The organism is Pseudooceanicola sp. DL12, from assembly GCF_056270665.1.
Genome location: NZ_CM149884.1, coordinates 1,101,572 through 1,124,394 on the forward strand (window position 1 = coordinate 1,101,572; position 22,823 = coordinate 1,124,394).

A 22,823-nucleotide genomic window follows, 5' to 3' on the forward strand; every position below is an offset into this window, starting at 1 on the left:
AGAGGGGGACGAGATGCGGGGCAAGATTCTCTGGACGGTAGTGCTGTTCGCGGCGGGCTTCGTGATCCTGTGCCTGCTGGGCAACTGGCAGCTGCAGCGCATGCACTGGAAGAGCGGGGTGCTGAGCGCCATCGAGGCGCGGATCGGCGCCGCGGCGGTGGCGCTGCCGCCGGACCCGGACCCGGTGGACGACGAGTACCTGCCGGTGACGGCGGTGGGCGTCTACGAGGGGCCGGTGGTGCGGGTGCAATCGGCCATCGACCGGCAGGGCGCCGGCTATCGCATCCTGCAGGCGTTTCGCACCGAGGACGGGCGGGTGCTGGTGGATCGCGGGTTCGTGCCGCAGGGCGCCGAGATCCCGGCCGCACCCGGGGGCGAGGTGACGATCGAGGGCAACCTTGTCTGGCCCGAGGAGACCGACCAGTTCACGCCGGCGCCGGACCCGGAGGCGCATTTCTTCTATGCGCGGGACCTGGGCGCGATCTCGGACCTGCTGGAGACGCGACCGTTGCTGATCCAGCGGCGCGCGGGCCCGGGCGGGGGCGGCGCCATGGTGACGCTGCCCGTGGGAACGGGGCAAATACCCAACGATCACGCGGAATATGCGATCACATGGTTCTCGCTGGCCGCTGTATGGCTGGTAATGTCGTGTTTCCTGATTTATCGCATGCGGAGGCAGGGCGGTGCACAACCGCCCGCAGAGACGGCCGGCCCCGCGGGGGCGGCGCCCGCAGAGGGCGGGCCATTGGAAGGCGACGAAGTGGAAGGCGAGAAGGCGTGAAATACATCTCGACGCGCGGGCAGGCGCCCGTACTGAGTTTCGAAGAAGCCATGCTGACGGGCCTGGCCCGTGACGGGGGCCTCTATGTGCCCGAGAGCATCCCGACCCTGAGCAAGGACGAGATCCGCGCCATGGCCGGCCTCTCCTACGAAGAGACCGCCTTTCGCGTGATGTGGCCCTTCCTGGGCGGCACCTTCAGCGAGGATGAATTCCGCGGCTGCATCGCCCGCGCCTACGAGGGGTTCGGCCATGCCGCCCGCGCGCCGCTGGTGCAGCTGGAGCCGGATCACTTCCTGCTGGAGCTCTTCCACGGGCCGACGCTGGCCTTCAAGGATTTCGCCATGCAGCTGATCGGTCAGCTGTTCCAGACGGCACTGGCCAAGAACGGCCGCAAGATCACCATCGTCGGCGCCACCAGCGGCGATACCGGCAGCGCCGCGATCGAGGCCTTCCGCGGCCTCGACAACGTCGATGTCTTCATCCTGTTCCCCCATGGCCGGGTGAGCGACGTGCAGCGCCGCCAGATGACCACGCCGCCGGATGCCAATGTGCATGCCCTGTCCGTCGACGGTGATTTCGACACCTGCCAGGCGCGGGTGAAGGACATGTTCAACGATTTCGAGTTCCGCGACGAGGTGGGCCTCGCCGGCGTCAACTCGATCAACTGGGCGCGGGTTCTGGCGCAGGTCGTCTACTATTTCTCCTCGGCCGTCAGCCTGGGCGCGCCGGACCGCAAGATCAGCTTTACCGTGCCCACCGGCAACTTCGGCGACATCTTTGCCGGCTACGTGGCGCGCAGGATGGGCCTGCCCATCGACAAGCTGGTGGTGGCCACCAACCAGAACGACATCCTGCACCGCTGCCTGAGCACCGGCGAATACCGTCCCGATGGCGTGATCCCCTCGATCAGCCCCTCGATGGACATCCAGGTCAGCTCGAACTTCGAGCGCGTGCTCTTCGACGCGCTGGGCCGTGACGGTGCCGCCGTGACCCAGCTGATGGACGAGCTGAAGGCCGGTGGCTTTACCGTGCCTCAGGGCGCGCTCGAACACCTGCAGGAGCTGTTCCTGTCGGGCAATTGCTCCGAGGACGAGACCCGCGAGACCATCCGCGAGATGCGCGCCCTGACCGGCGAGCTGCTCTGCCCGCATTCCGCCGTGGCGGTGAAGGTGGCGCGGCAGCTGCGCGAGCCGGCGACCCCGATGGTTACGCTCGCCACGGCGCATCCGGCGAAATTCCCCGACGCGGTGGAGGCGGCCAGCGGTATCCGGCCCGGCCTGCCGCCGCGCATGTCCAACCTGTTTGACCTCGAAGAACGTGTGACCCGTACCAGTGCCGATCTGGGCGAAATCGAGGCCCTGATCCGTGACCGGAGGCGCGCATGAGCGTTGAACTGACGACCCTTTCCAACGGCTTTCGGGTCGTGTCCGAGAACATGCCGGGGCTGGAATCCGCCTCCATCGGGATCTGGGTCAGCGCCGGGGGCCGCCACGAGCGCCCCGAGCAGAACGGCATTGCGCATTTCCTCGAGCACATGGCCTTCAAGGGCACGCAGAGCCGCAGTGCCCTGCAGATCGCCGAGGTGATCGAGGACGTGGGCGGCTATATCAACGCCTATACCTCGCGCGAGGTCACCGCCTATTACGCCCGGGTGCTGAAGGACGACGTGCCGCTGGCGATGGAGGTGATCGCCGACATCCTGCGCGACAGCATCTTCGACCCGCGCGAGATCGAGACAGAGCGCGGCGTGATCCTGAGCGAGATCGGCCAGAGCCTGGACACGCCCGACGACGTGATCTTTGACTGGCTTCAGGAGCAGGCCTATCCGGAACAGCCGCTGGGCCGCACGATCCTGGGCCCCGAGGAGCGGGTGAAGAACTTCAACCGCGATGACCTAGCGGGCTTCGTGGCCGAGCATTACGGGCCGGGCCAGATGATCCTCTCGGCGGCCGGCGCCGTGGACCACGCCCAGATCGTGGCCCTGGCCGAGCGCCTGTTTGGCGACATGCAGGCCCATGGCCAGCCGGACGTGGTGCCCGCGCGCTTTGTCGGCGGCGAGATCCGCCGGGTGAAGAAGCTGGAACAGGCCCATGTGACCTTCGGCTTCGAGAGCCCGGATTACCGCCACCCCGATGCCTATGCTGCGCAGATCTATGCCGCGGCGCTGGGCGGGGGCATGTCCTCGCGGCTGTTCCAGGAGATCCGCGAGAAGCGCGGCCTCTGCTACACGATCTTTGCCCAGGCCGGCGCCTATGCCGACAGCGGCATGACGACGATCTATGCCGGCACCTCGGGCGACAAGGTGGCCGAACTGAGCCAGCTGGTGCTGGACGAGATGAAGCGCGCCGCCGAGGGGCTGACCCAGGCCGAGACCGACCGCGCCCGCGCCCAGATGAAGGCCGGGCTGCTGATGGGGCTGGAAGGTGCCTCGAGCCGGGCCGAGCGCCTGGCCCGCATGGTCGAGATCTGGGGCCGGGTGCCGCCGCTCGACGAGGTGGTGGCGCGGATCGACGCGGTGACGCCCGCCGACCTGCGCGCCCATGCCGAACGCATGGCGGTGAGCACACCCATGGCGCTGGCCCTCTACGGGCCGGTCAAGGGGGCGCCCGATTTCGCGGGCCTCTCGGCACGCCGCGCCGCCTGATGCTGCGCGGGCGGCGCAAGATCCGGCTGGAGACGGAGCGCATGACGCTTCGTCCGCCGGTTCACAGCGATTTCCGGCCCTGGACGGGGCTTCGCCAGTCCAGCGCGGATTTCCTGACCCCGTGGGAGCCCGCCTGGGCCGAGGATCACCTGTCGCGGCGCAGTTTCACCAACCGCGTCTACTGGGCGCAGCGCTCGGTGTCCGGGGGCACGGCGCTGCCGCTGTTCCTGATCCGGCGCGAGGACGAGGAACTGCTGGGGGCGATCACCCTCGACAACATCCGGCGCGGCCCCTCGATGTCGGGGACGCTGGGATACTGGATCGGCGAGCGCCATGCGCGTCAGGGCTACATGCGCGAGGCGATCCTGTCGGTGGTGCACCATGCCTTCCAGCGCATGGACCTGAGCCGCATCGATGCCGCCTGCCTGCCGGAAAACACCCCCTCGCGACGCCTGCTCGAGAGCTGCGGCTTCAAGTACGAGGGCGTGGCGCAGAGCTATCTGCAGATCAACGGCCGCTGGCGCACCCATGTGCTCTATGCGGCGCTGCGCATGGACCGGCGCGGCCGCACCGACGTGGGCTGAGGACGGGGGCTAGGTCGGGGGCCAGGACGTGGGCCAGGAAGTGGGCCAGGGCCTTCGGCAGGGGAAAGTGTCGCTTTTGCGGGCAGGTCCCGGGGCGCGAGGCGCAGGGGCGCCCCGGTCACGCGGCCGTGAAAGGGCGCCCGGGGCGGCGCATGCTACCCTGACGGGCAGGAGGACCTGCCCGATGATCCGCAAGACGATCCGCCCGCTTCTTCTCTCTCTCGCCGCCCTGCCACTGCTCCTGCCGCTGCAGGCCGGAGGGGCCGCGGCGCAGCAGCGCCTGAGCCACTGCATTGCCATCGCCGATGCGGCGCCGGGGCTGCACTACCTGCAAAAGGCCTCGTTCCGCGATCCGGTGCCGGAGTATTCCGTGCGGATCCGCTACCTGACCCATTCCGCCTTCCTGCTGCAGAGCGCCGGCGGCGTCTCGGTGGTGACGGATTTTCCCGGCTTCATCGGCACCGCGGATTTCCTGCCCGACGTGGTGACGATGAACCATGCACATTCCTCGCATTACACCACCACGCCAGACCCGGCGATTCCCCATGTGCTGCGCGGCTGGTCCGAGACCTTCGGCGAGGCGGCGGACCATCACCTCGAGATCGGCGACATGCTGATCCGCAATGTCTCCACCGACATCCGCTCGGCCTATGGCGGCGGGGTCGAGACCCATGGCAACTCGATCTTCATCTTCGAGGTCGAGGGGCTCTGCGTCGGCCACCTGGGCCACCTGCACCACGAACCCACCGACGAACAATATGCCGCCATGGGGCGCCTCGACGTGCTGATGGTGCCGGTGGATGGCGGCATGACGCTGGATACGCCCTCGATGGTGCGGGTGGTGGAGCGGCTGAAGAGCTCTCTCGTGCTGCCGATGCACTGGTTCTCGGGCACCAGCCTGCGCTATTTCCTCGAGGAGGTCTCCTCGGACTTCGCGGTGGACATCCGCGACGACAGCGCGCTTACCCTTTCGCTCCGCGAGCTTCCCGCGCGCCCCACCATCGTGGTGCTGCAGCCCGAAACCCTGCGGGATGACGAGGAATAACGCGGCAAACCGCGCGCGCCGGCTCCTTTCATCTGGCCCCAAATATCCCGGGGGAGTCTCCCGCAAGGGAGACGGGGGCAGGGCCCCCTGTCACCGGTTCGGCTTCAGCTGCCCCTGATCCGCTTCTTGGTGACCTCGGCGCGCAGCTGTTCCACCAGCTCCGCCTCCGGACGGTCGGCCTCTATCGCCAGCCGCCGCAGCCCGAAATGCACCCGCGCCATCTGGGTATAGTAATGGGTATAGGCCAGGTTGGTGGCCGCCCCCGCCGCGGCGCCCATCACCGGCACCGACTGCGCCGCGAGCTTCTGGCCCAGGGCCGCGGCAAAGCGCGGCGCGACCTTGGCGATCAGCCCGTGCACCGTGGCGCCGGTCAGCGTGACGCGCGAGGTGAAAAAGGCCGTCTCGGCGCCCTCGTTGTGGCCCAGCGGCCCGCCGGCGCCAAAGACCTGAAGGCTGTCGAACTGGACGTTCTTCTCGGCCGGGTCAAAGCCCTCCGAGGCCGCGACACCCTGGATGTTGCGCAGGAGCAGCGTGGTGGTGACCGGCAGTTCGGCCAGCGCCGTGGGCAGGCCGCCAAAGCCGCCGATGGCGCCCATGCCGGTGCTGGCGGTCAGGTTCAGCCAGCCGGGCTGATCCCGGACCAGCCCGCGCGAGCGTTCCGCCGCCTGCATGGCGATCTCCAGCGAGGAAAAGACCAGCTCGTCGATCCGGTTGCCGACCCCCTGGGGCAGGCTGCGCAGCAGGTCCTCGGCCCGGTTGCCGACCATGTTCAGCACCTTCAGCCCCGGGCCGCCCGCGCGCTTGTAATGGCGCGCCAGCCGGGTGATTTCCTTGTCGACATCGGGGGCGATATCCTGGTCAGGGGGAAAGTCCCTGGGCATGTCCTCTCTCCTCGCGGGTTGTCCCACGGTACTACATGGGAAGAAACGCGCCAAGTTGAAGGGTGTTCCATCACGGGACCGGGAGCAGACCTCGCCGGGGGGCGCAGGCCGCAGGCCGCATCCGGGAAAGGGGATGCCCGCGGGCATCACCTCAGCTGTCTGGGCCGGTCTCGCTGAATTTCGTCACCGGGCCGGTCACGCCCTCCCAGGCGCCGGGGATCAGCTCGAGGCCCAGCACGCGGTCCGGGTTGGTGGGGGGCGGCATCTCCACCCCCTCGCGGCGGGTAAAGCCGAATCGCGAATAATAGGGCGCGTCGCCCACCAGCAGCACCCGGCCCCAGCCCTTGTCACCGGCGATGTGCAGGGAGTGGTTGATCAGCATGCCGCCCAGCCCCTCGCCCTGGTGGGTGGGGTGCACGGCCACCGGGCCCAGCAGCAGCGTGGGCGCCCCGCCCACCCGGACGGGCCAGTAGCGTATGGCACCGGCGATGATGCCCTGCAGATCGCGGGCCACCTGGCAGAGCCCCTCGACGGGGGCCACGTCGTCGCGCAGCCGGTAGGAACTGAGCGCCGTCCGGCCGGGAGCGAAACAGAGATCGTAGAGGCCTTCGACCTCCCACCAGTCGTCCTGGCTCTCCGATGTGAGCGTGAACATGCGCAACTATCCGTATTTTCGGTGGAAAGGGCCCTAGCACGTCATTAAACCGTCTTCAAACGGATGGAGTGAGAGATGTTCTACAAACCCGAAGAGGGCCACGGCCTGCCGCACAATCCCTTCAAGGCGATCGTCAGCCCGCGCCCGATCGGCTGGATCTCCACCCGTGGCAGCGACGGGCGCGACAACCTGGCGCCCTATTCCTTCTTCAACGCCGTCGCCGACACGCCGCCGCAGGTGATGTTTGCCTCGACCGGCAGCAAGGAAGACCGCGAAAAGGGCAAGGACAGCGTCTCGAACATCCGCGACACCGGGGTCTTCTGCGTGAACATCGTGGAATACGCGATGCGCGATGCGATGAACGCAAGTTCGGCCGGCCTGCCGGCGGGTGAGGACGAGTTCACCGTGGCCGGCCTCGAGAAGGCACAGTGCCGGGTGATCGACGCGCCCCGCGTGGCCTGGGCACCGGCCGCGCTGGAGTGTCGCCTGACCCAGATCATCGACCTGAAGGGCCCCTCCAACATCATGGTGCTGGGCGAGGTCGTGGGCGTGCACATGCGCGACGACTGCATGCTGCAGGGGCAGTTCGACGTCACCTCCTTCCAGCCGCTCTCGCGGCTGGGTTACCGCGATTACGCCGCCGTGCGCGAGGTCTTCAGCCTGAACCGCCCCGGCCAGAAATAGGGCTGCGGAGCCGGACCACGGGGCAGCGAGGGCGGCGCGCAGGAGCCGCCCTTTCCGTTTCGGGCATTTTCTGATAGCCTCTGCCCATTCCGCACTTGGGGAGGGCGCGAGTGAGGGCATGAGGGATCAGCCCCTTTGAAGACCGTACGCATTGCCTTGCCACGTCTTTTGAAGGAGCGCCGATGACGGTTTCCGCGAGATACTCCCTGCCCGATCCCGATACGCTCTATCCGATCGTGCTGCCCGACGGCACGCCCCACCATGGGACAGTGCTGCTGCGTGCGGCGATCGACCATCCGCAGATCAGCGTCGGCGCCTATACCTATGCCTCGGATTTCGACCCGCCCGACCGGGAGGGCTGGGCGGCACGGCTGGCGCCCTATCTCTTCGACTTCTCGCAGGACCACCTGCGGATCGGCAAGTTCTGCCAGATCGCCCACGGGGTGCGCTTTCTCGGCGCTTCGGCCAACCACGCCACCGGCGGGATCACCACCTTTCCCTTCCAGGTCTTTGCCCGGTCCGAGATCCAGGCCAGTCAGCCCGATACCCGCGACATGGAGATCGGCAACGACGTCTGGCTGGGCCATGGCGCCCGGGTGCTGGCCGGGGCGCGGATCGGCAACGGGGTAATCGTGGGGGCCGGGGCGGTGGTGCGCGGCAAGGTGCCGGATTACGCCGTGGTCACCGGCAATCCCGGGCGGGTGCAGAGGATGCGCTTTGCCCCGACGGAGATAGCCAAGCTCAACCGCCTTGCATGGTGGGACTGGCCAGCCAGCCATATCGCCCAGGCGCGCCCCTACCTCGAGGGGGGAGACATCTCGATGCTGGAGCGTATCGCCCCCTGATCGGCTTGCCGCGCCAGCGGCGCCGTCGGATGCCTCCGGCGGGGATATTTGTGGCCAGATGAAAGAGCGCGCGGCCTCCCCCGTCATCTGGCCATGAAAATCCCGGGGGAGGCTCCGAAGGAGACGGGGGCAGAGCCCCCATGCACAGGTTTCCATTTTCGCCGGATGGGGCATGAAAAGGCCGGCCTCCCTGCGGAAGACCGGCCCCGAAGTTTCGTGCGAAGGGGGGGCTCAGTGGCCGCCGAGGATGCCCGTGCGGACCTTGTAATCCACCGCCAGCTCGTATTCCGGATCATCGGAGCTGTCGACGATCAGGTGACCGGCCTTGGAGAGCAGCCGGTGGCAGTCGCGGCTGAGGTGGCGCAGCTGGATCTGCTTGCCGGCGGCCTCGTACTTGCCCGCGATGGCCTCGATGGCCTGCAGGGCGGACTGGTCCACCACGCGGCTGGCCGCGAAATCCACCACCACTGCGGCAGGATCCTCGTCGACGGTGAAGAGCTCGGTGAAGCCATCGGTGGAGCCGAAGAAGAGCGGGCCGTTGATCTTGTAGATCTTTGCTCCGGTCGCGTCGGTTTCCGTGCTGGCCGAGATGCGGCGGGCGTTGTTCCAGGCATAGGCCAGGGCCGAGACGATGACGCCCGCGACCACGGCGGTGGCGAGGTCGGTCAGCACGGTGACCACGGTCACCAGCACGATCACCACCGCGTCGGTGGCGGGCACCACGCGCATGATCTTGAAGGAGTTCCAGGCGAAGGTGCCGATCACCACCATGAACATCACGCCGACCAGCGCGGCCAGCGGGATCTGCTCGATCAGCGGAGAGGCGAAGAGGATGAACGACAGCAGCAGCAGGGCCGCCACGATGCCGGCGATGCGGGTGCGGGCGCCGGATTTCACGTTGATCATCGACTGGCCGATCATGGCGCAGCCGCCCATGCCCCCGAAGAAGCCGGTGACCACGTTGGCGGTGCCCTGGGCCACGCATTCCTGGCTGGCGCCGCCGCGCTGGTCGGTCATGTCGCCCAGCAGGTTGAGCGTCAGCAGGCTCTCGATCAGGCCGACCATGGCCATGATGATCGAATAGGGCAGCACGATCTTCAGCGTTTCCAGGTCGAAGGGCACGGCGGGGATGTGGAAGGCGGGCAGGGCGCCGCTGATCGAGGCCATGTCGCCCACCCGGGGCACGTTGAGGCCGAAGCCGATGACGATCGCCGCGGTCACCACGATGCCGGCGAGCGGGGCGGGGATCAGCTTGGTCACGCGCGGGATCAGGTAGATCACCGCCATGGTCAGTGCCGTCAGTGCCAGCATCACCACCAGCTGCATCCCCGACATCCATTCCTCGGTGCCCGGCACCTTGAACTGTTCCAGCTGGGCCATGAAGATCACGATGGCCAGGCCGTTGACGAAGCCCAGCATCACCGGGTGCGGCACCAGGCGTATGAACTTGCCCCATCGCATGAAGCCGATGAAGATCTGGATCGCCCCCATCAGGACGACGGCGGCAAAGAGGTACTCGATGCCATGGGTGGCCACCAGCGAGACGATGACCACCGCGATGGCCCCCGTCGCCCCCGAGATCATGCCGGGCCGGCCGCCCAGGATGGCGGTGATCAGCCCGATGATGAAGGCGGCATAGAGACCCACCAGGGGGTTCACACCGGCGACGAAGGCAAAGGCCACCGCCTCGGGCACCAGGGCAAGCGCCACGGTCAGCCCCGAGAGCAGCTCGATCCGGATCCGTCCGGCCGTCAGCTTGTCGTCATTGGGCGAGAGCCGCAGGTCGGGCATGCTGAGGCGTTTGGCGAAGGCGAGGAATTCGTCGGCTGGCATTTGGCAAAACCTGTAGGAGCTTGGGGCGTCTGTTCTTCAGGAGCGCTTACCCCGTTTGCTGCAACGCGGCAAGGAAAGCTCCTGCAAAAGCGCCGATCCTGCCGCAGATACAGGGAAAACAGGGCCGAAAGGCGGATCCTGCCCGGCGAAGGGCGGTGCCGGGGGGGAATTTTGCCCTTGTACGTAGCGCCTGGGTCGCGCGGGAGGCAGGGAAGAGGCAGGGTCCGGCCAGCGACGGGGCGGGGCGGCCCGGAGGTTCTTGAACATTGCCGCGATTTGACGGCACTTTGGGCCCCACTGCCGGGGCGCGAAGTGCTAGGCCTGAGGCGGCGGCAAAAAGAGGACAGGGCATGAGCGAGATGGGCATGGGCGACCCCGGCGAAGAGATGCTGGCGGTGATCGGCGGATCGGGCCTCTACGAGATCGACGGGCTGGAAGAGGCGCAATGGCAGGCGGTCGATACCCCCTGGGGGGCGCCCTCGGACGAGATCCTGACCGGGCGGCTGAACGGCGTGAAGCTGGCCTTTCTGCCCCGTCACGGGCGCGGTCACGTGTACAGCCCCACCGACGTGCCCTATCGCGCCAACATCGATGCGCTGAAGCGGCTGGGGGCCACCCATGTGCTCTCGGTCTCGGCCTGCGGATCTTTCCGCGAGGCGATGGCGCCGGGGGATTTCGTGCTGGTGGACCAGTTCATCGACCGCACGGTGAACCGGGAAAAGAGCTTCTTCGGCAAGGGCTTCGTGGTGCATGTCTCGCTGGCGCACCCGGTCTGCGGCTCGCTGGCCTCGGCGGCGGCGCGGGCCGCGCGCGAGGCCGGGGTGACGGTGCACGAGGGCGGCACCTACCTGGCCATGGAGGGGCCGCAGTTCTCGACCCTGGCCGAGAGCCTGATGTACCGCAACACCTGGGGCTGCGATGTGATCGGCATGACCAACATGCCCGAGGCCAAGCTGGCCCGCGAGGCCGAGCTGCATTACGCCACCGTCGCCATGGTCACCGATTACGACAGCTGGCACGAGGAGCACGGCGCGGTGGACGTGGCCAAGATCCGCGCGGTGCTGCGGGCCAATACCGCCCATGCCCGCGCCATGATCGTGGCGCTGACCGAACGCATGCCGCGGGGCTGTGGCACCGGCTGTGACAGCGCGCTCGATTTCGGCGCCATGACCGCGCCGGAGCATCGCGACCCCGAGCTGCTGGCGAAACTCGACGCGGTGGCAGGGCGGATCCTCTAGGCCGGTGCCGTCGGGGCAGGCAGCCCTTGCGGTGCGGGCCGCTTTGCGACAGAACGGCCGACGGAAAAACGCAGCAGCGAAGGCCAGCATGCCATGAAGACCGTTCAGGATTACATCCGTACCATCCCCGACTTTCCGCACGAGGGGATCCTGTTCCGCGATGTCACCACGCTCTTTGCCGATCCGCGCGGCTTTCGCATGGCGGTCGATCAGATGGTGCACCAATACGCCGGCGTGCGCATCGACAAGGTCGTGGGCCTCGAGGCGCGCGGCTTCATCCTGGGCGGCGCCATTGCGCATCAGCTCTCGGTGGGCTTCGTGCCGATCCGCAAGAAGGGCAAGCTGCCCGCTGCCTGCATCGAGCAGAGCTATACTCTGGAATACGGCGAGGCCGTGGTGGAGGTGCATGACGACGCCATCACCGAGGGCGAGCGCATCCTGCTGGTCGACGACCTGCTGGCCACCGGCGGCACCGCCGAGGCCGGCATCAAGCTGATCGAGCGGCTGGGCGGCCATATCGTGGGCTGTTCCTTCGTCATCGACCTGCCGGAACTGGGCGGCCGGGCCAAGCTTGAAGCGCTTGGCATGGACGTGCAGACCCTCTGCGCCTTCGAGGGGCTCTGAGCGCCCGAGAGGGACGAAGAGACCGGGGCGAGAGCCGCCGCGGTCGCGTAAACCTCTTCTTAAGGTCTGTGGGATTACATCGCTGACATCGGTTGGGAACCGGCAGTCTCTGTCGGTTTCGAGGGAGCCGCCAGCGCGTCTTGCCTGATCCCCCTTGGCGAGGCGCGCTTTTCCTTTTCCAGGACAGTGAGTTTTTCGGGACGGTGAGACTGTGTCGGGGCGCCGGGCAGCCGATCAAAGGCCTGCGCAAAAGCCCGGCACATCAGGGGGTTGCACCCTGAAGTTGCGCCATGGCCTGACGTGTACGGCAGGTGTTGACCGAAACTGCGAAACCGGTCAGTCGAGCACCGCTCCGGGGTTCATGATTCCATGGGGATCAAAGAGCGCCTTGATCCCGCGCATCATCTCGAGCTTGACCGGATCGCCGTAGCGTTCGAGATCCGCGGCCTTGAGCCGGCCGATGCCGTGCTCGGCGCTGATCGAGCCGCCATAGGCCACCACCAGCGCATGCACCATGTCCATCACCGCGGGCTTGTGCGCGATGTACTCGGCCTTGCTGCCGCCCTCCGGGGGGAAGACGTTGTAATGCAGGTTGCCGTCGCCCAGGTGCCCGAAGCAGTTCAGCCGGAAGGGCCCCATCTCGGCCAGCTTCGCGCGGCCCTCGTCGATGAAGCGGGGCAGGTCGCTGATCGGCACCGAGATGTCGTGCGAGCTGATGGCGCCCACGGCGCGGTTGCCCTCCGGGATCGCCTCGCGCATGTGCCAGAGCTCGGCGGCCTGGGTCTCGCTCTGGGCGATGATCCCGTCCGTGACCAGCCCGGCCTCGAAGGCATCGGTGAAGATCCCCTCGAGCAGGGCCTGGGGGTCGCTGTCGCCGAAAAGGCCCAGCTCGGTCAGCACCATCCACTCGGGCGCCGGGTCGTAGGGGCGGCGGATCTGCGGCAGGTGCTCGGCCAGGAACTTCAGCCCCTGTCCCGAGATCAGCTCGAAGCCGGAGACGCCGTCACCCGCGTGATCGCGGGTCAGCGCCAGCAGGGCGACCGCGGCGGCGGGATCGGGCACCACCATCAGCGCCGTGGCGCTGCGGGTGGGGCGGGGGAAGAGCTTGAAGGCGGCGCCGGTGATCACGCCCAGCGTGCCCTCCGAGCCGATCATCAGGTCGCGCAGGTCATAGCCGGTGTTGTCCTTGCGCAGCCGGGTCAGCGTGTTCATCACCCGGCCATCGGGCAGCACCACCTCGAGGCCGAGGCAGAGTTCCCGGGTATTGCCATAGCGCAGCACGTTCAGGCCGCCGGCATTGGTGCCGAGCGCGCCGCCGATCCGCGCCGTGCCCATGGCCCCGAAGGTGAGCGGGAACAGCCGGTTCTCGGCCTCGGCGGCGGTATGCATCTCCTCGACGATCACGCCGGCATCCACGGTGATCACGTTCTCGGCCGCATGGACCGCGCGCACGCGGTTCATCCGCTCCAGCGACAGGACCAGCGGCGCCGGATCATCCGACATCACCTGTCCGCCGACGAGGCCCGTGCCGCCGCCATAGGGCACCACCGGCACCCGGGCGGCATGGGCCAGCTTCATGATGCGCGAGACCTCCTCGGTGCTGGCGGGCGCCACCACCACGCCCGCGTGCCCCTTCCAGGTGCCGCGCGGCTCGACCACGTAGGTCTCCGGCGCCCGGAACGCCGCCTCGGGCAGGAAGGCGCGCAGGGCTTCGGCAAAGGCGCCGTCGGCGGGGGTCAGATCGCTCATGGGGGTCTCTCTCTCGGGACGTCAGTTGCCGTTCTCGCGCATCACGCTCCGCAGGTGCTCGAGCACGGCGCGGCGCACCGACTGGTCGCCGCGGGCGGCGGATTCGTCGATGACCCGGCGCACCTCGCCCAGGTCCACACGCAGCAGCAGGCTTTTGACCGGGCCGATGGAGGCGGGACGCATCGACAGCGCGCGCAGGCCCATGGCAGCCAGGCAGACGGCCTCGACCGGGCGGCCGGCATCCTCGCCGCAGAAGCTGAGCGGCGTGCCGGTGGCTTCGCAGCGCTCGACGATCTGGCCAAGGAAGTTGAGGAAGGAGATGTTGAGCGTGTCATAGCGCCGGCGCACGCGCTCGTTCTCGCGGTCGGCGGCAAAGAAGAACTGCTTGAGGTCGTTGCCCCCGATCGACAGGAACTGGACCTCCTCGAAGAAGGCCTGGGGGGCAAAGGCGAGGCTGGGGGTTTCCAGCATGGCGCCCACTTCCAGCGTCGCGGGCAGGGCATGGCCCAGGATCCGCTCGCGTTCGAGGGCCTTGTCCATCTCGGCGCAGGCGGCCTTGTATTCCTCGTATTGCGCCACGAAGGGGAACATCACCGTCAGCGGCCGGCCATTGGCGGCGCGGATCAGCGCCTGCAGCTGCATGCGCATCACGCCGGGCTTGTCGAGCCCCACGCGGATCGCCCGCCAGCCGAGCGCGGGGTTCGGCTCGTCGTTGGGCTTCATGTAGCTCAGCACCTTGTCCGAGCCGATATCCAGGGTGCGGAAGACCACGCGCTTGCCGTTGGCATTGTCGAGCACGTGCGAATAGAGGCCCGAGAGCTCGGAGCGGGTGGGCATCTTGTTGCGGATCAGGAACTGCAGCTCGGTGCGGAAGAGGCCCACACCCTCGGCGCCGGAGCTCTCCAGGCTGGGCAGGTCGGCCATCAGGCCGGCGTTCATCGTCAGGGTGATCGGCGTGCCGCACTGGGTGATCGTGGGCGTGTCGCGGATCGAGGCATAGCGTTCCTGGGCCTTGGCCTGCATCGCGATCTTGTCGCGGAAGGCGGCCACCACGGTATCCTCGGGGCGCAGGTGCGCGATGCCCTGGTCGCCGTCGACCATGATGTGATCGCCGTTCAGCGCCTCGGTGGTGATATTGGCCGCGTGGATCACCAGCGGGATGGCAAGGGCGCGCGCCACCACGGCGGCATGGCTGCCGACAGAGCCCTGTTCAAGCACGATGCCGCGCAGCGAGCGCCCGTAATCCAGCAGTTCCGCCGGGCCGATGTTGCGGGCCACGAGGATCGGATCGGCGGGGATCTCTGCGCCGGTCTCGTGCCCCTGGCCCGTCAGGATGCGCAGCAGGCGGTTCGACAGGTCGTCCAGGTCGTGCAGCCTCTCGCGCAGGTACTGGTCCTGCACGGTGGCCATGCGCGAGCGTGCGGTGCTCTGTTCCTTCTCCACCGCGGCCTCGGCCGAGAGGCCGCGGCCGATGTCGGCCTCCATCCGGCGCATCCAGCCCTTGGAATTGGCGAACATCCGGTAGGCTTCCAGCACCTCGAGCTGTTCGGCGTCGCCCTCCGAGGCCCCGGCCAGCATCTTGTCGACGCCCACGCGCAGCTGTTCGACGGCCTCGTGCAGGCGGGCGCTCTCGCGCTCGGGATCGTCGGCGATCGGGTTGGTGATCACCACGCGCGGCTCGTGCAGCCAGACATGGCCCTCGGCGCTGCCTTCCTGCCCGGAGGCGCCGCGGAAGAGCACCGGCTTGGTATGGCGCGCGGTCAGCGCGGCGCTGTCGCCGATGAAGGCGCCAAGCTCGGCCATCTCGGCCAGAACCATGGCCACCACTTCCAGCGCATAGATCTCGTCCTCGGAGTACTTGCGCGCCTCCTTCGACTGCACGACCAGCACGCCGAGCGTCTCGCCCAGGCGCTGGATCGGCACGCCGGCAAAGGCGGAATAGATCTCCTCGCCGGTCTCCGGCATGTAGCGGAAACCCTGTTCCTTGGGGGCATCGGCGGTGTTCACCACATGGCCGCTGCGCGCCGTGCGCCCCACCAGGCCCTCGCCCAGGCGCATCCGCGTCTGGTGCACGGCCTCGGCCTTCAGGCCCTCGGTGGCACAAAGTTCGAGCGTTTCGGGGTCGCGGAACAGGTAGACCGAACAGACCTCGGTCTTCATCGAGGAGGCGATCAGATGCGTGATGCGGTCGAGTCGCGCCTGGCCGTGGGCATCCTCGGCCATGACTTCGCGCAGACGGCCCAGCATCTGCCGGCTGTCACTCTGGTGCCCCTCGGTCATGTCCCGCGCGTCGCCTCCGTTCGCTGCGGTCCGAATAGACCACAGGCAGAGGGGAAGCAAAATACCTTTTCGCGTCCGGGCGCTGTCGGGCCCCTTGCCGCCGGGCACCGGCGGCCGGCCGCCCAACCGGCAGGCGGCACGAAAAAGGCCGGCCCCCTTGCGGAGACCGGCCCGTGATCTGCGACGGTCATGGCCATGTGGCCAGTTCCTCAGGCGGCCTTTTCCAGGCCGAAGGCATCGTGCAGCGCCTGCACGGCCAGTTCGAGGTACTTGCGGTCGATCAGCACCGAGATCTTGATCTCGGAGGTGGCGATGACCTTGATGTTGATGCCCTCGTCCGAGAGCGTCTTGAACATCTTGGCGGCCACGCCCGATTGCGAGCGCATGCCGATGCCCACGGCGGACACCTTTGCCACGTTGGTGTCGGCCACCAGGTCGTGGAAGTTGATGCTGCCCTTTTCCTTGGCATCAAACAGCGCCTTTTCCGCCCGCTTCACCTGTTCGGTGGGGCAGGAGAAGGTCATGTCGGTGCGACCTTCCTCGGCGATGTTCTGGATGATCATGTCGACGTTCACCCCGGCCTCGGAGAGCGGGCCGAAGATCGCGGCGGCGATGCCCGGACGGTCGGCGACCGAAACGAGCGTCATCTTCGATTCCTCGCGGGAGAAGGCGATGCCATTGACGACGTTGGATTCCATGATGTCCTCCTCGGCACAGACAAGGGTGCCGGCTGTGTCGGATTGTTCCTCGAAACTCGACAGAACACGCAGTTTGACGTTGTAGCGCATCGCCAGCTCGACCGAGCGGGTCTGCAGAACCTTGGCGCCGAGGCTTGCCAGCTCCAGCATTTCCTCGAAGGCGATCTTGTCGAGCTTGCGGGCCTTCTGACAGACGCGCGGGTCGGTGGTATAGACCCCGTCGACATCGGTGTAGATGTCGCAGCGCTCGGCGTTGAAGGCCGCGGCAAAGGCCACCGCGGTGGTGTCGCTGCCGCCCCGGCCCAGGGTGGTGATCCGGCCCTCGGGGGAAATCCCCTGGAAGCCCGCGACGACCGCCACCTTCATGCCCTCGGCGAACTTGGCATTGATGTTGTCCTGGGGGATTTCCTCGATCCGGGCGGCGGAATGGGCGCTGTTGGTCTTCAGCGGCACCTGCCAGCCCTGCCAGCTGCGGGCGGGGATATCCATCTCCTGCAGGGTCAGGGCCATCAGCCCGGCGGTCACGTTCTCGCCCGAGCTGACCACGGCATCGTATTCGCGCGCGTCATACATGGGAGAGGTCTCGTTGACCCAGCCGACGAGTTCATTGGTCTTGCCGGACATGGCCGAAACGATGACGATGACATCATAGCCCTTGGCCACTTCCACGCCCACGCGCTTGGCGGCGCGGCGGATCCGGTCGAGGTTGGCGACGGAGGTACCGCCGAATTTCATCACGAGAACAGGCATGTCTGGTCCTTGGCCCGTTTCAATTGGGTAAATCGCGGGTCGGTTTACGCGGGGACGGGGGCGCACGCAAGCGCGATTGCCGCGCGGTGACGGTGCGAAACCACCTCAAAAGGGGATCTTTGTGCCGTCGTGGCCCTCGAAACAGCCGGTGGTGGCCGGGGAAAGCGCCGCAAAGCGTGCCAGAAGCCCCGCGGCCGAGGTCGCCACGTCGATATCGGCCCCCGCGCCGCCCATGTCGGTGCGCACCCAGCCGGGGTGATAGATGCCCAGGGCGATCCCCTCGGGCGCAAGATCCACAGCCAGGTTGCGCCCGATGTTCAGCGCCGCAGCCTTGGAGGCGCGGTAGATGTAGCTGCCGCCCGGCGCACGCGCGTCGCTGGCCATGGCCGAGGAGATGATCGCGATCTTCGCCGCGTCCGCCGCCCGCAGGTTGGGCAGCAGCCCCTGGATCGTCAGGAAGGGGCCGGAGGCGTTCACGGCCATCATCCGCGCCCAGGTGGCGGCATCAAAGCCGGTGTCCAGCGCCTGTCCCTTGTCGAGGTAGAGCCCGGCGTTGCAGATCAGCAGGTCCACCGGCTGGCCGTCGAGCGCGCGGGTAAAGGCGCCGATGCTGCGGGCATCGCCCGCGTCCAGCGGCAGCAGGCCATCGCCGCCCGTGGTCGAGGTGCCCGTCACCCGGGCGCCCCCGGCCCGGTAGCGCTGCGCCAGCTCGGCGCCGATGCCGCGGCTGGCACCGGTAATCACGATATGCATGGAAGATCCCCGTTCAGTCCCGGGGACAGCCTAGTTGGTCTTGCGCCCGGTGGCAAAGGGCAGGGGCATCACCGGGACGCCGTCCTCGATCAGGGCGCGGGCCTCGTCTGGCTTTGCCTCGCCATAGATCGGACGCTGCGGGCTCTCGCCCTCGTGGATCGCCCGCGCCTCGCTGGCGAAATTGCCGCCGACATAGGTGGCGTTCTCCTCGACCTTGCGGCGCAGTTCGGCCAGGGCGCGCTCGGCCTCGCTGGCCGGTGCCTTCAGGGCGGGGCGGGCGCTGTCGTCGCGCGATGTCTGCACCCGGGGCGCCATGGGCGCCTTGGCGACCGCAGTCGATCCGCAGACGGAACAGGCGACCATGCCCGCGGCGGCCAGCTTGTCGTAGGCCTCCGAAGACTGGAACCAGCTGTCGAAGCGGTGATCGTGATCACATTTCAGGGTGAACTGAATCATGGCGGAGCGGTCTTTCGAAACTTTCCTATCACATAATTGCATGCCGCGCGGATGCAAGCGGCGGCAGGGAGGCCGTGCGCCCAGGGCGGACGCAAGGGAGCGGGCGCGCCCTATCTGCCGCATTTGGTTTCACTTTGCCGGCAGGGGCGCCCGCTGTGCGGGGGCCTGTTCGGCCGGGCGCCTGCGGGCGCGGGGCTTCGCCCCCGGGCGAAGCCGTCAGATTTTCAGCCGCGCGGGGCTGAAATCCCGGATCAGCCGCGCCAGCTCCGGCTCGGCCACCTTCCTTGCGGCCTTCTTGCGCGAATGCCACTTGCGCCGGCGCTGCCCGACCTCGGGAAAGGAGGCCTTCAGCCCGGTCACCCGCACCGGGTAGACGAGGCCGAGACAGGGCAGGGCACGGCCGTCGTCCATCAGCTTCAGATAGCGGTAGACGCCCAGCGGCACCTCTCCGACGCGCCCGGTCACGCCCGCTTCCTCGTAGGCCTCGCGCAGGGCGGTCTGGCCCGGCGAGCGGCCCTTCATCGGCCAGCCCTTGGGCAGGATCCAGCGGCCGGTTCCGCGCGAGGTGATCAGCAGCACTTGCGGCTTGTTCTGCACCAGCCGGTAGCAGAGCGCGGAATATTGCGTGCGAATCTCGCGCCCGCCAAACCCGGCCAGGGCAAATGCTGTCTGATCCTGTGCCGTCACGCCTGCTGCCCGCTCTGCTGCCCGTTCGCCCGCCTGCCGGCCCGTCAGCCCCCGGGACGGGGGCGCCTGCGCGGACCGATGCCTGTTATCGACACACTCTATGGTGGTATTGTTAACGATATTTTAAGACGCGCGGCTTCATCTAACGCCATCGCGGGTGGTGGCCCGATCCGGATGTTTGAATTGGCGTTCTGCCGGATCCAAGGGCATTGTTGTGTGACATGCCCGCGAACACGAGTGCAAAAGGGTAGAGCGGCGGCCCCCCGGGGGCCGCCGTTGTTCGTCTGAACCGCCGCCTCTCAGCGGTCGCTCTCGCGCCAGCGCGGGTTGATCCAGGGTTCGGCGTTCTCGGGCGCCAGCGGCGCGCGGCCCAGGATGTGATCGCTGGCCTTTTCGCCCACCATGATCGACGGCCCGTTCAGGTTGCCGTTGGTGATCCGCGGAAAGACCGAGCTGTCGGCCAGGCGCAGGCCCTCGACGCCGATCACCCGCATCTCGGGGTCGACCACCGCCATCGGATCATCGGCACGCCCCATCCGGCAGGTGCCGCAGGGGTGATAGGCGCTCTCGGCATGGTCGCGGATGTGGTCGTTCAGCTCGTCGTCGCTCTGCACGTGGCTGCCGGGCAGGATCTCCTTGCCGCGATAGGGATCAAAGGCCGCCTGGCCGAAGATCTCGCGGGTCAGGCGGATGCAGTGCCGGAAATCCTCCCAGTCGCTCTCCTGCGACATGTAGTTGAAGAAGATCCGCGGTGCCACGCGCGGGTCCGCGCTCTTCAGTGTCACCTCGCCCCGGCTGGCCGAACGCATCGGCCCGACATGGGCCTGGAAGCCATGCCCCTCGGCCGCGGCCTTGCCGTCATAGCGTACGGCGATGGGCAGGAAGTGGTACTGGATGTCGGGGTATTCCACGCCCGGTTTCGAGCGCAGGAAGGCCGCGCTCTCGAACTGGTTCGAGGCCCCGGGCCCGCCCTTGGTCAGCAGCCACTGCGCCCCGGCCCAGGCCTTGCCCCAGATGTTCCAGTACTTGTAGAGCGTGATCGGCTGGATGGAGGCCTGCTGGATGTAGAGCTCCAGGTGATCCTGCAGGTTCTGGCCCACGCCGGCGCGGTCGGCCACCACCTCGATGCCATGCTCGCGCAGATGCGCCGCCGGTCCCACGCCCGAGAGCATCAGGATCTTGGGCGAGTTGATCGAACTTGCCGCCACGATCACCTCGCGGCGCGCACGCACCACCTCGATCTTGCCGCCGCGCTCGATCTCGACACCCGTGGCGCGGCCGTTCTCGATCACCACCCTGCGCGCGAAACAGCGCACCAGCTCGAGGTTTTCGCGCTTCAGCGCCGGTTTAAGATAGGCATTCGCCACCGACCAGCGCCGGCCCTTCCAGACCGTCTGCTCCATCGGGCCGAAGCCTTCCTGCTTCTGGCCGTTGTAATCCTCGGTCAGCTCGAAACCCGCCTGGGCGCCGGCATCGACGAAGGCCTGGAACAGCGGGTTGTCGCGCTTGCCGCGGGTCACGTGCAGGGGGCCGTCCTTGCCGCGCCAGTCGGGATCGCCGCCATGGCCGCCGGAATGCCAGCTCTCCGCCCGCTTGAAATAGGGCAGCACATCGGCATAGGCCCAGCCGTGCGCGCCGCTCTCGGCCCAGTGGTCGAAATCGCGCGCATGGCCGCGCACATAGACCATGCCGTTGATCGAGGAGGAGCCCCCCACGACCTTGCCGCGCGGGGTGACCAGCGTCCGCCCGCCCAGGCCCGGCTCGGGCTCGGACGAGAACCCCCAGTCATAGCGCGGCATGTTCATCGGATAGGAGAGCGCCCCCGGCATCTGGATGAAGGGGCCGGCGTCGCTGCCGCCGAATTCCAGCACGATGACCTTGTTCTTGCCGTCTTCCGACAGGCGGCTGGCCATCACCGCGCCGGCAGAGCCGGAGCCGATGATGACGAAATCTGCTTCCATCTGTTCGCTCATCCGGGCCTCCTCAGAATGCCGCGGCCACGTCACCGCTGGCGACATAGACGGATTTCACCTGGCTGAAGTGCTCGATCGCGGCCCTGGAGTTTTCCCGGCCCACGCCCGAGAGTTTCACGCCGCCGAAGGGGGCCTCCACGGGCGTCAGATTGTATTCGTTGATCCAGCAGGTGCCGGCCTGCAGCTGTTTCACCACCCGGTGGCCGCGCTTGATGTCGCTGGTGAACACCCCGGCGGCCAGGCCGAACTCGGTGTCATTGGCGCGCGCGATCACCTCGGCCTCGTCACGGAAGGTCAGGATCGACAGCACCGGGCCAAAGATCTCCTCGCGGGCGATGCGCATGTCGTCGGTCACGCCGCCGAACACCGTCGGCTCGATCCAGTAGCCCTCGCCCTCGGGGCAGGTCCCGCCCAGCAGCAGCTCTGCGCCTTCCGCCTTGCCGATCTCGATGTATTCCAGCACCTTCTGACGCTGCACGTCGGTGATCATCGGGCCGATGTTCACCTCCGGATCCAGCGGATCGCCGATGCGCGCGGTCTTCGTCCGCTCGATCAGCCGTGCGGTAAAGGCCTCCACCACGTCCTCGTGCACGAAGACGCGGGTGCCGTTCGAACAGATCTGCCCGGTGGAATAGAAGTTGCCGTTGATCGCAGCGGAAACCGCGTTCTCGATCTCTGCGTCCTCGAAGACGATCAGGGGGCTCTTGCCGCCCAGTTCCATGGTCACGTGGCGGATGCCCTCGGCGGCGGCGGCATAGACCTTGCGGCCCGTGGGCACCGATCCCGTCAGGCTCACCTTGTCGACCTCGGGCGCCGTCACCAGCGCCGCACCCACGTCGCCATAGCCGTTGACCACGTTGAACAGGCCCGCGGGTGCACCGGCCTCGACGAAGATCTCGGCCAGCTTCAGCGCGCAGAGGGGCGTCACCTCGGAGGGTTTGAAGACCATGGCATTGCCACAGGCCAGCGCCGGCGCGGCCTTCCAGCAGGCGATCTGGGTGGGATAGTTCCAGGCCCCGATACCGGCGCAGACGCCCAGCGGCTCGCGGATCGTGTAAACGAAATCATCACCAAGGGGCATCGTCTCACCGGTGATGGAGGCCGCGATTCCGCCAAAGAATTCAAGCGCATCGGCGCCGCTGGTGGCATCGGCGATCAGGGTCTCCTGGATCGGCTTGCCGGTGTCGATGCTCTCGATCTCGCTCAGCTCCTCGTTGCGCTCGCGCAGGATGTCGGCCACCCGGCGCAGCACCCGGCCGCGGGCCACGGGGGGCAGGGCGGCCCATTCCCTTTGCGCACGTTTCGCGCTGGCAAGCGCCTGGGCGATCACCGCGGGCGTCGCCGAATGCAGCCGCGCCACCACTTCGCCGGTGGCGGCATAGCGGCATTCGATCAGCTTGCCTGCGGTATCCTCGACATATTGGCCATCAATGAAATGGCTTCCCTTGGGCTGGACGTCCTTCATCTCGGTCTCCGATCAATCGCTCTGGCAGGTCCCGCCGGGGAAGGGGGCAGGGCCTGCGATGGGGGTCTTGCGGCGGGCCATGGCGGCCCTTCCGTCCTGTCAGGTGTCTGTCCGCCGGCGTCCTTTGCCCCGGGCCCTTTGCCCTTGTGCCCGTGCAGGGCGGGGCCGGCGGTCTCTCGTCGCCGCTCGGGGCGCGTG

20 protein-coding genes are annotated in these 22,823 nt (G+C 67.7%); 9 read left to right on the forward strand and 11 right to left on the reverse strand.

Annotated elements, in window-relative coordinates:
- The first annotated feature begins 13 nt into the window (after window positions 1–13).
- From AC0WR5_RS05190 to AC0WR5_RS05210, 5 genes are all read left to right on the forward strand, one after another.
- The gene (locus AC0WR5_RS05190) at window positions 14–781 is read left to right on the forward strand and encodes an SURF1 family protein (protein WP_475867492.1); all 768 of its coding nucleotides are present in this window, start codon (window positions 14–16) and stop codon (window positions 779–781) included.
- On the forward strand, window positions 778–2,166 hold the full coding sequence (thrC, locus tag AC0WR5_RS05195) for a threonine synthase (protein ID WP_475867493.1): 1,389 nt from the start codon (window positions 778–780) through the stop codon (window positions 2,164–2,166). Before AC0WR5_RS05190 ends, thrC begins: the two co-directional genes overlap by 4 nt.
- Window positions 2,163–3,425: a M16 family metallopeptidase gene (locus tag AC0WR5_RS05200; protein ID WP_475867494.1), complete on the forward strand. Its 1,263-nt coding sequence runs from the start codon at window positions 2,163–2,165 to the stop codon at window positions 3,423–3,425. The genes thrC and AC0WR5_RS05200 overlap by 4 nt, the downstream gene beginning before the upstream one ends.
- Window positions 3,425–4,009 carry a GNAT family N-acetyltransferase gene (locus tag AC0WR5_RS05205; protein WP_475867495.1) on the forward strand — a complete coding sequence of 195 codons (585 nt, stop codon included), beginning with the start codon at window positions 3,425–3,427 and terminating at the stop codon, window positions 4,007–4,009. The genes AC0WR5_RS05200 and AC0WR5_RS05205 overlap by 1 nt, the downstream gene beginning before the upstream one ends.
- Window positions 4,010–4,193: 184 nt before the next feature.
- Window positions 4,194–5,054 (forward strand): MBL fold metallo-hydrolase, encoded by an 861-nt coding sequence (locus AC0WR5_RS05210; RefSeq protein ID WP_475867496.1) that lies wholly within the window; start codon window positions 4,194–4,196, stop codon window positions 5,052–5,054.
- Between the two features lie 104 nt (window positions 5,055–5,158).
- Here the strand turns inward: AC0WR5_RS05210 and AC0WR5_RS05215 are convergent, their stop codons facing one another.
- Both AC0WR5_RS05215 and AC0WR5_RS05220 read right to left on the reverse strand, forming a co-directional pair.
- Window positions 5,159–5,935 carry an EcsC family protein gene (locus tag AC0WR5_RS05215; protein ID WP_475867497.1) on the reverse strand — a complete coding sequence of 259 codons (777 nt, stop codon included), beginning with the start codon at window positions 5,933–5,935 and terminating at the stop codon, window positions 5,159–5,161.
- Between the two features lie 151 nt (window positions 5,936–6,086).
- A complete protein-coding gene (locus tag AC0WR5_RS05220; RefSeq protein WP_475867498.1) occupies window positions 6,087–6,590 on the reverse strand; it encodes a GNAT family N-acetyltransferase in 504 nt (167 codons plus the stop codon).
- A gap of 75 nt (window positions 6,591–6,665) precedes the next feature.
- On the opposite strand from AC0WR5_RS05220, the gene AC0WR5_RS05225 reads away from it, so the two are divergent.
- Together AC0WR5_RS05225 and AC0WR5_RS05230 are read left to right on the forward strand one after the other, a co-directional pair.
- Window positions 6,666–7,274: a flavin reductase family protein gene (locus AC0WR5_RS05225; RefSeq protein WP_475867499.1), complete on the forward strand. Its 609-nt coding sequence runs from the start codon at window positions 6,666–6,668 to the stop codon at window positions 7,272–7,274.
- A 182-nt stretch (window positions 7,275–7,456) separates the two neighbouring features.
- Window positions 7,457–8,119: a CatB-related O-acetyltransferase gene (locus AC0WR5_RS05230; protein WP_475867500.1), complete on the forward strand. Its 663-nt coding sequence runs from the start codon at window positions 7,457–7,459 to the stop codon at window positions 8,117–8,119.
- A gap of 231 nt (window positions 8,120–8,350) precedes the next feature.
- On the opposite strand, the gene AC0WR5_RS05235 is transcribed toward AC0WR5_RS05230, so the two are convergent.
- Entirely contained in the window at window positions 8,351–9,952 is a 1,602-nt protein-coding gene (locus AC0WR5_RS05235) for a SulP family inorganic anion transporter (RefSeq protein WP_475867501.1), read from the reverse strand.
- A gap of 350 nt (window positions 9,953–10,302) precedes the next feature.
- Here AC0WR5_RS05235 and AC0WR5_RS05240 point away from each other — a divergent pair, with 350 nt between their 5' ends.
- Together AC0WR5_RS05240 and AC0WR5_RS05245 are read left to right on the forward strand one after the other, a co-directional pair.
- The gene (locus AC0WR5_RS05240; RefSeq protein WP_475867502.1) at window positions 10,303–11,190 is read left to right on the forward strand and encodes an S-methyl-5'-thioadenosine phosphorylase; all 888 of its coding nucleotides are present in this window, start codon (window positions 10,303–10,305) and stop codon (window positions 11,188–11,190) included.
- A 93-nt stretch (window positions 11,191–11,283) separates the two neighbouring features.
- Window positions 11,284–11,814, forward strand: coding sequence for an adenine phosphoribosyltransferase (locus tag AC0WR5_RS05245; RefSeq protein WP_475867503.1), 531 nt, complete (start codon window positions 11,284–11,286; stop codon window positions 11,812–11,814).
- A gap of 336 nt (window positions 11,815–12,150) precedes the next feature.
- Here the strand turns inward: AC0WR5_RS05245 and AC0WR5_RS05250 are convergent, their stop codons facing one another.
- The 8 genes from AC0WR5_RS05250 to betB all read right to left on the reverse strand — a co-directional run bounded on the left by AC0WR5_RS05250 (window position 12,151) and on the right by betB (window position 22,625).
- Window positions 12,151–13,563, reverse strand: coding sequence for an FAD-binding oxidoreductase (locus AC0WR5_RS05250; RefSeq protein WP_475867504.1), 1,413 nt, complete (start codon window positions 13,561–13,563; stop codon window positions 12,151–12,153).
- 21 nt (window positions 13,564–13,584) lie between these two features.
- On the reverse strand, window positions 13,585–15,843 hold the full coding sequence (ptsP, locus tag AC0WR5_RS05255; protein WP_475867505.1) for a phosphoenolpyruvate--protein phosphotransferase: 2,259 nt from the start codon (window positions 15,841–15,843) through the stop codon (window positions 13,585–13,587).
- Window positions 15,844–16,052: 209 nt separating this feature from the next.
- Window positions 16,053–17,291, reverse strand: coding sequence for an aspartate kinase (locus tag AC0WR5_RS05260; RefSeq protein WP_475867506.1), 1,239 nt, complete (start codon window positions 17,289–17,291; stop codon window positions 16,053–16,055).
- Between the two features lie 105 nt (window positions 17,292–17,396).
- Window positions 17,397–18,044, reverse strand: a complete 648-nt coding sequence (locus tag AC0WR5_RS05265; RefSeq protein ID WP_475867507.1) for an SDR family NAD(P)-dependent oxidoreductase — start codon at window positions 18,042–18,044, stop codon at window positions 17,397–17,399.
- A gap of 30 nt (window positions 18,045–18,074) precedes the next feature.
- The gene (locus AC0WR5_RS05270) at window positions 18,075–18,500 is read right to left on the reverse strand and encodes a DUF1178 family protein (RefSeq protein WP_475867508.1); all 426 of its coding nucleotides are present in this window, start codon (window positions 18,498–18,500) and stop codon (window positions 18,075–18,077) included.
- A gap of 216 nt (window positions 18,501–18,716) precedes the next feature.
- A complete protein-coding gene (locus AC0WR5_RS05275; protein WP_475867509.1) occupies window positions 18,717–19,187 on the reverse strand; it encodes an NUDIX hydrolase in 471 nt (156 codons plus the stop codon).
- 299 nt (window positions 19,188–19,486) lie between these two features.
- On the reverse strand, window positions 19,487–21,148 hold the full coding sequence (gene betA, locus AC0WR5_RS05280) for a choline dehydrogenase (RefSeq protein ID WP_475868896.1): 1,662 nt from the start codon (window positions 21,146–21,148) through the stop codon (window positions 19,487–19,489).
- Between the two features lie 22 nt (window positions 21,149–21,170).
- Window positions 21,171–22,625, reverse strand: a complete 1,455-nt coding sequence (gene betB / locus AC0WR5_RS05285) for a betaine-aldehyde dehydrogenase (protein ID WP_475867510.1) — start codon at window positions 22,623–22,625, stop codon at window positions 21,171–21,173.
- Window positions 22,626–22,823 lie beyond the last annotated feature (198 nt).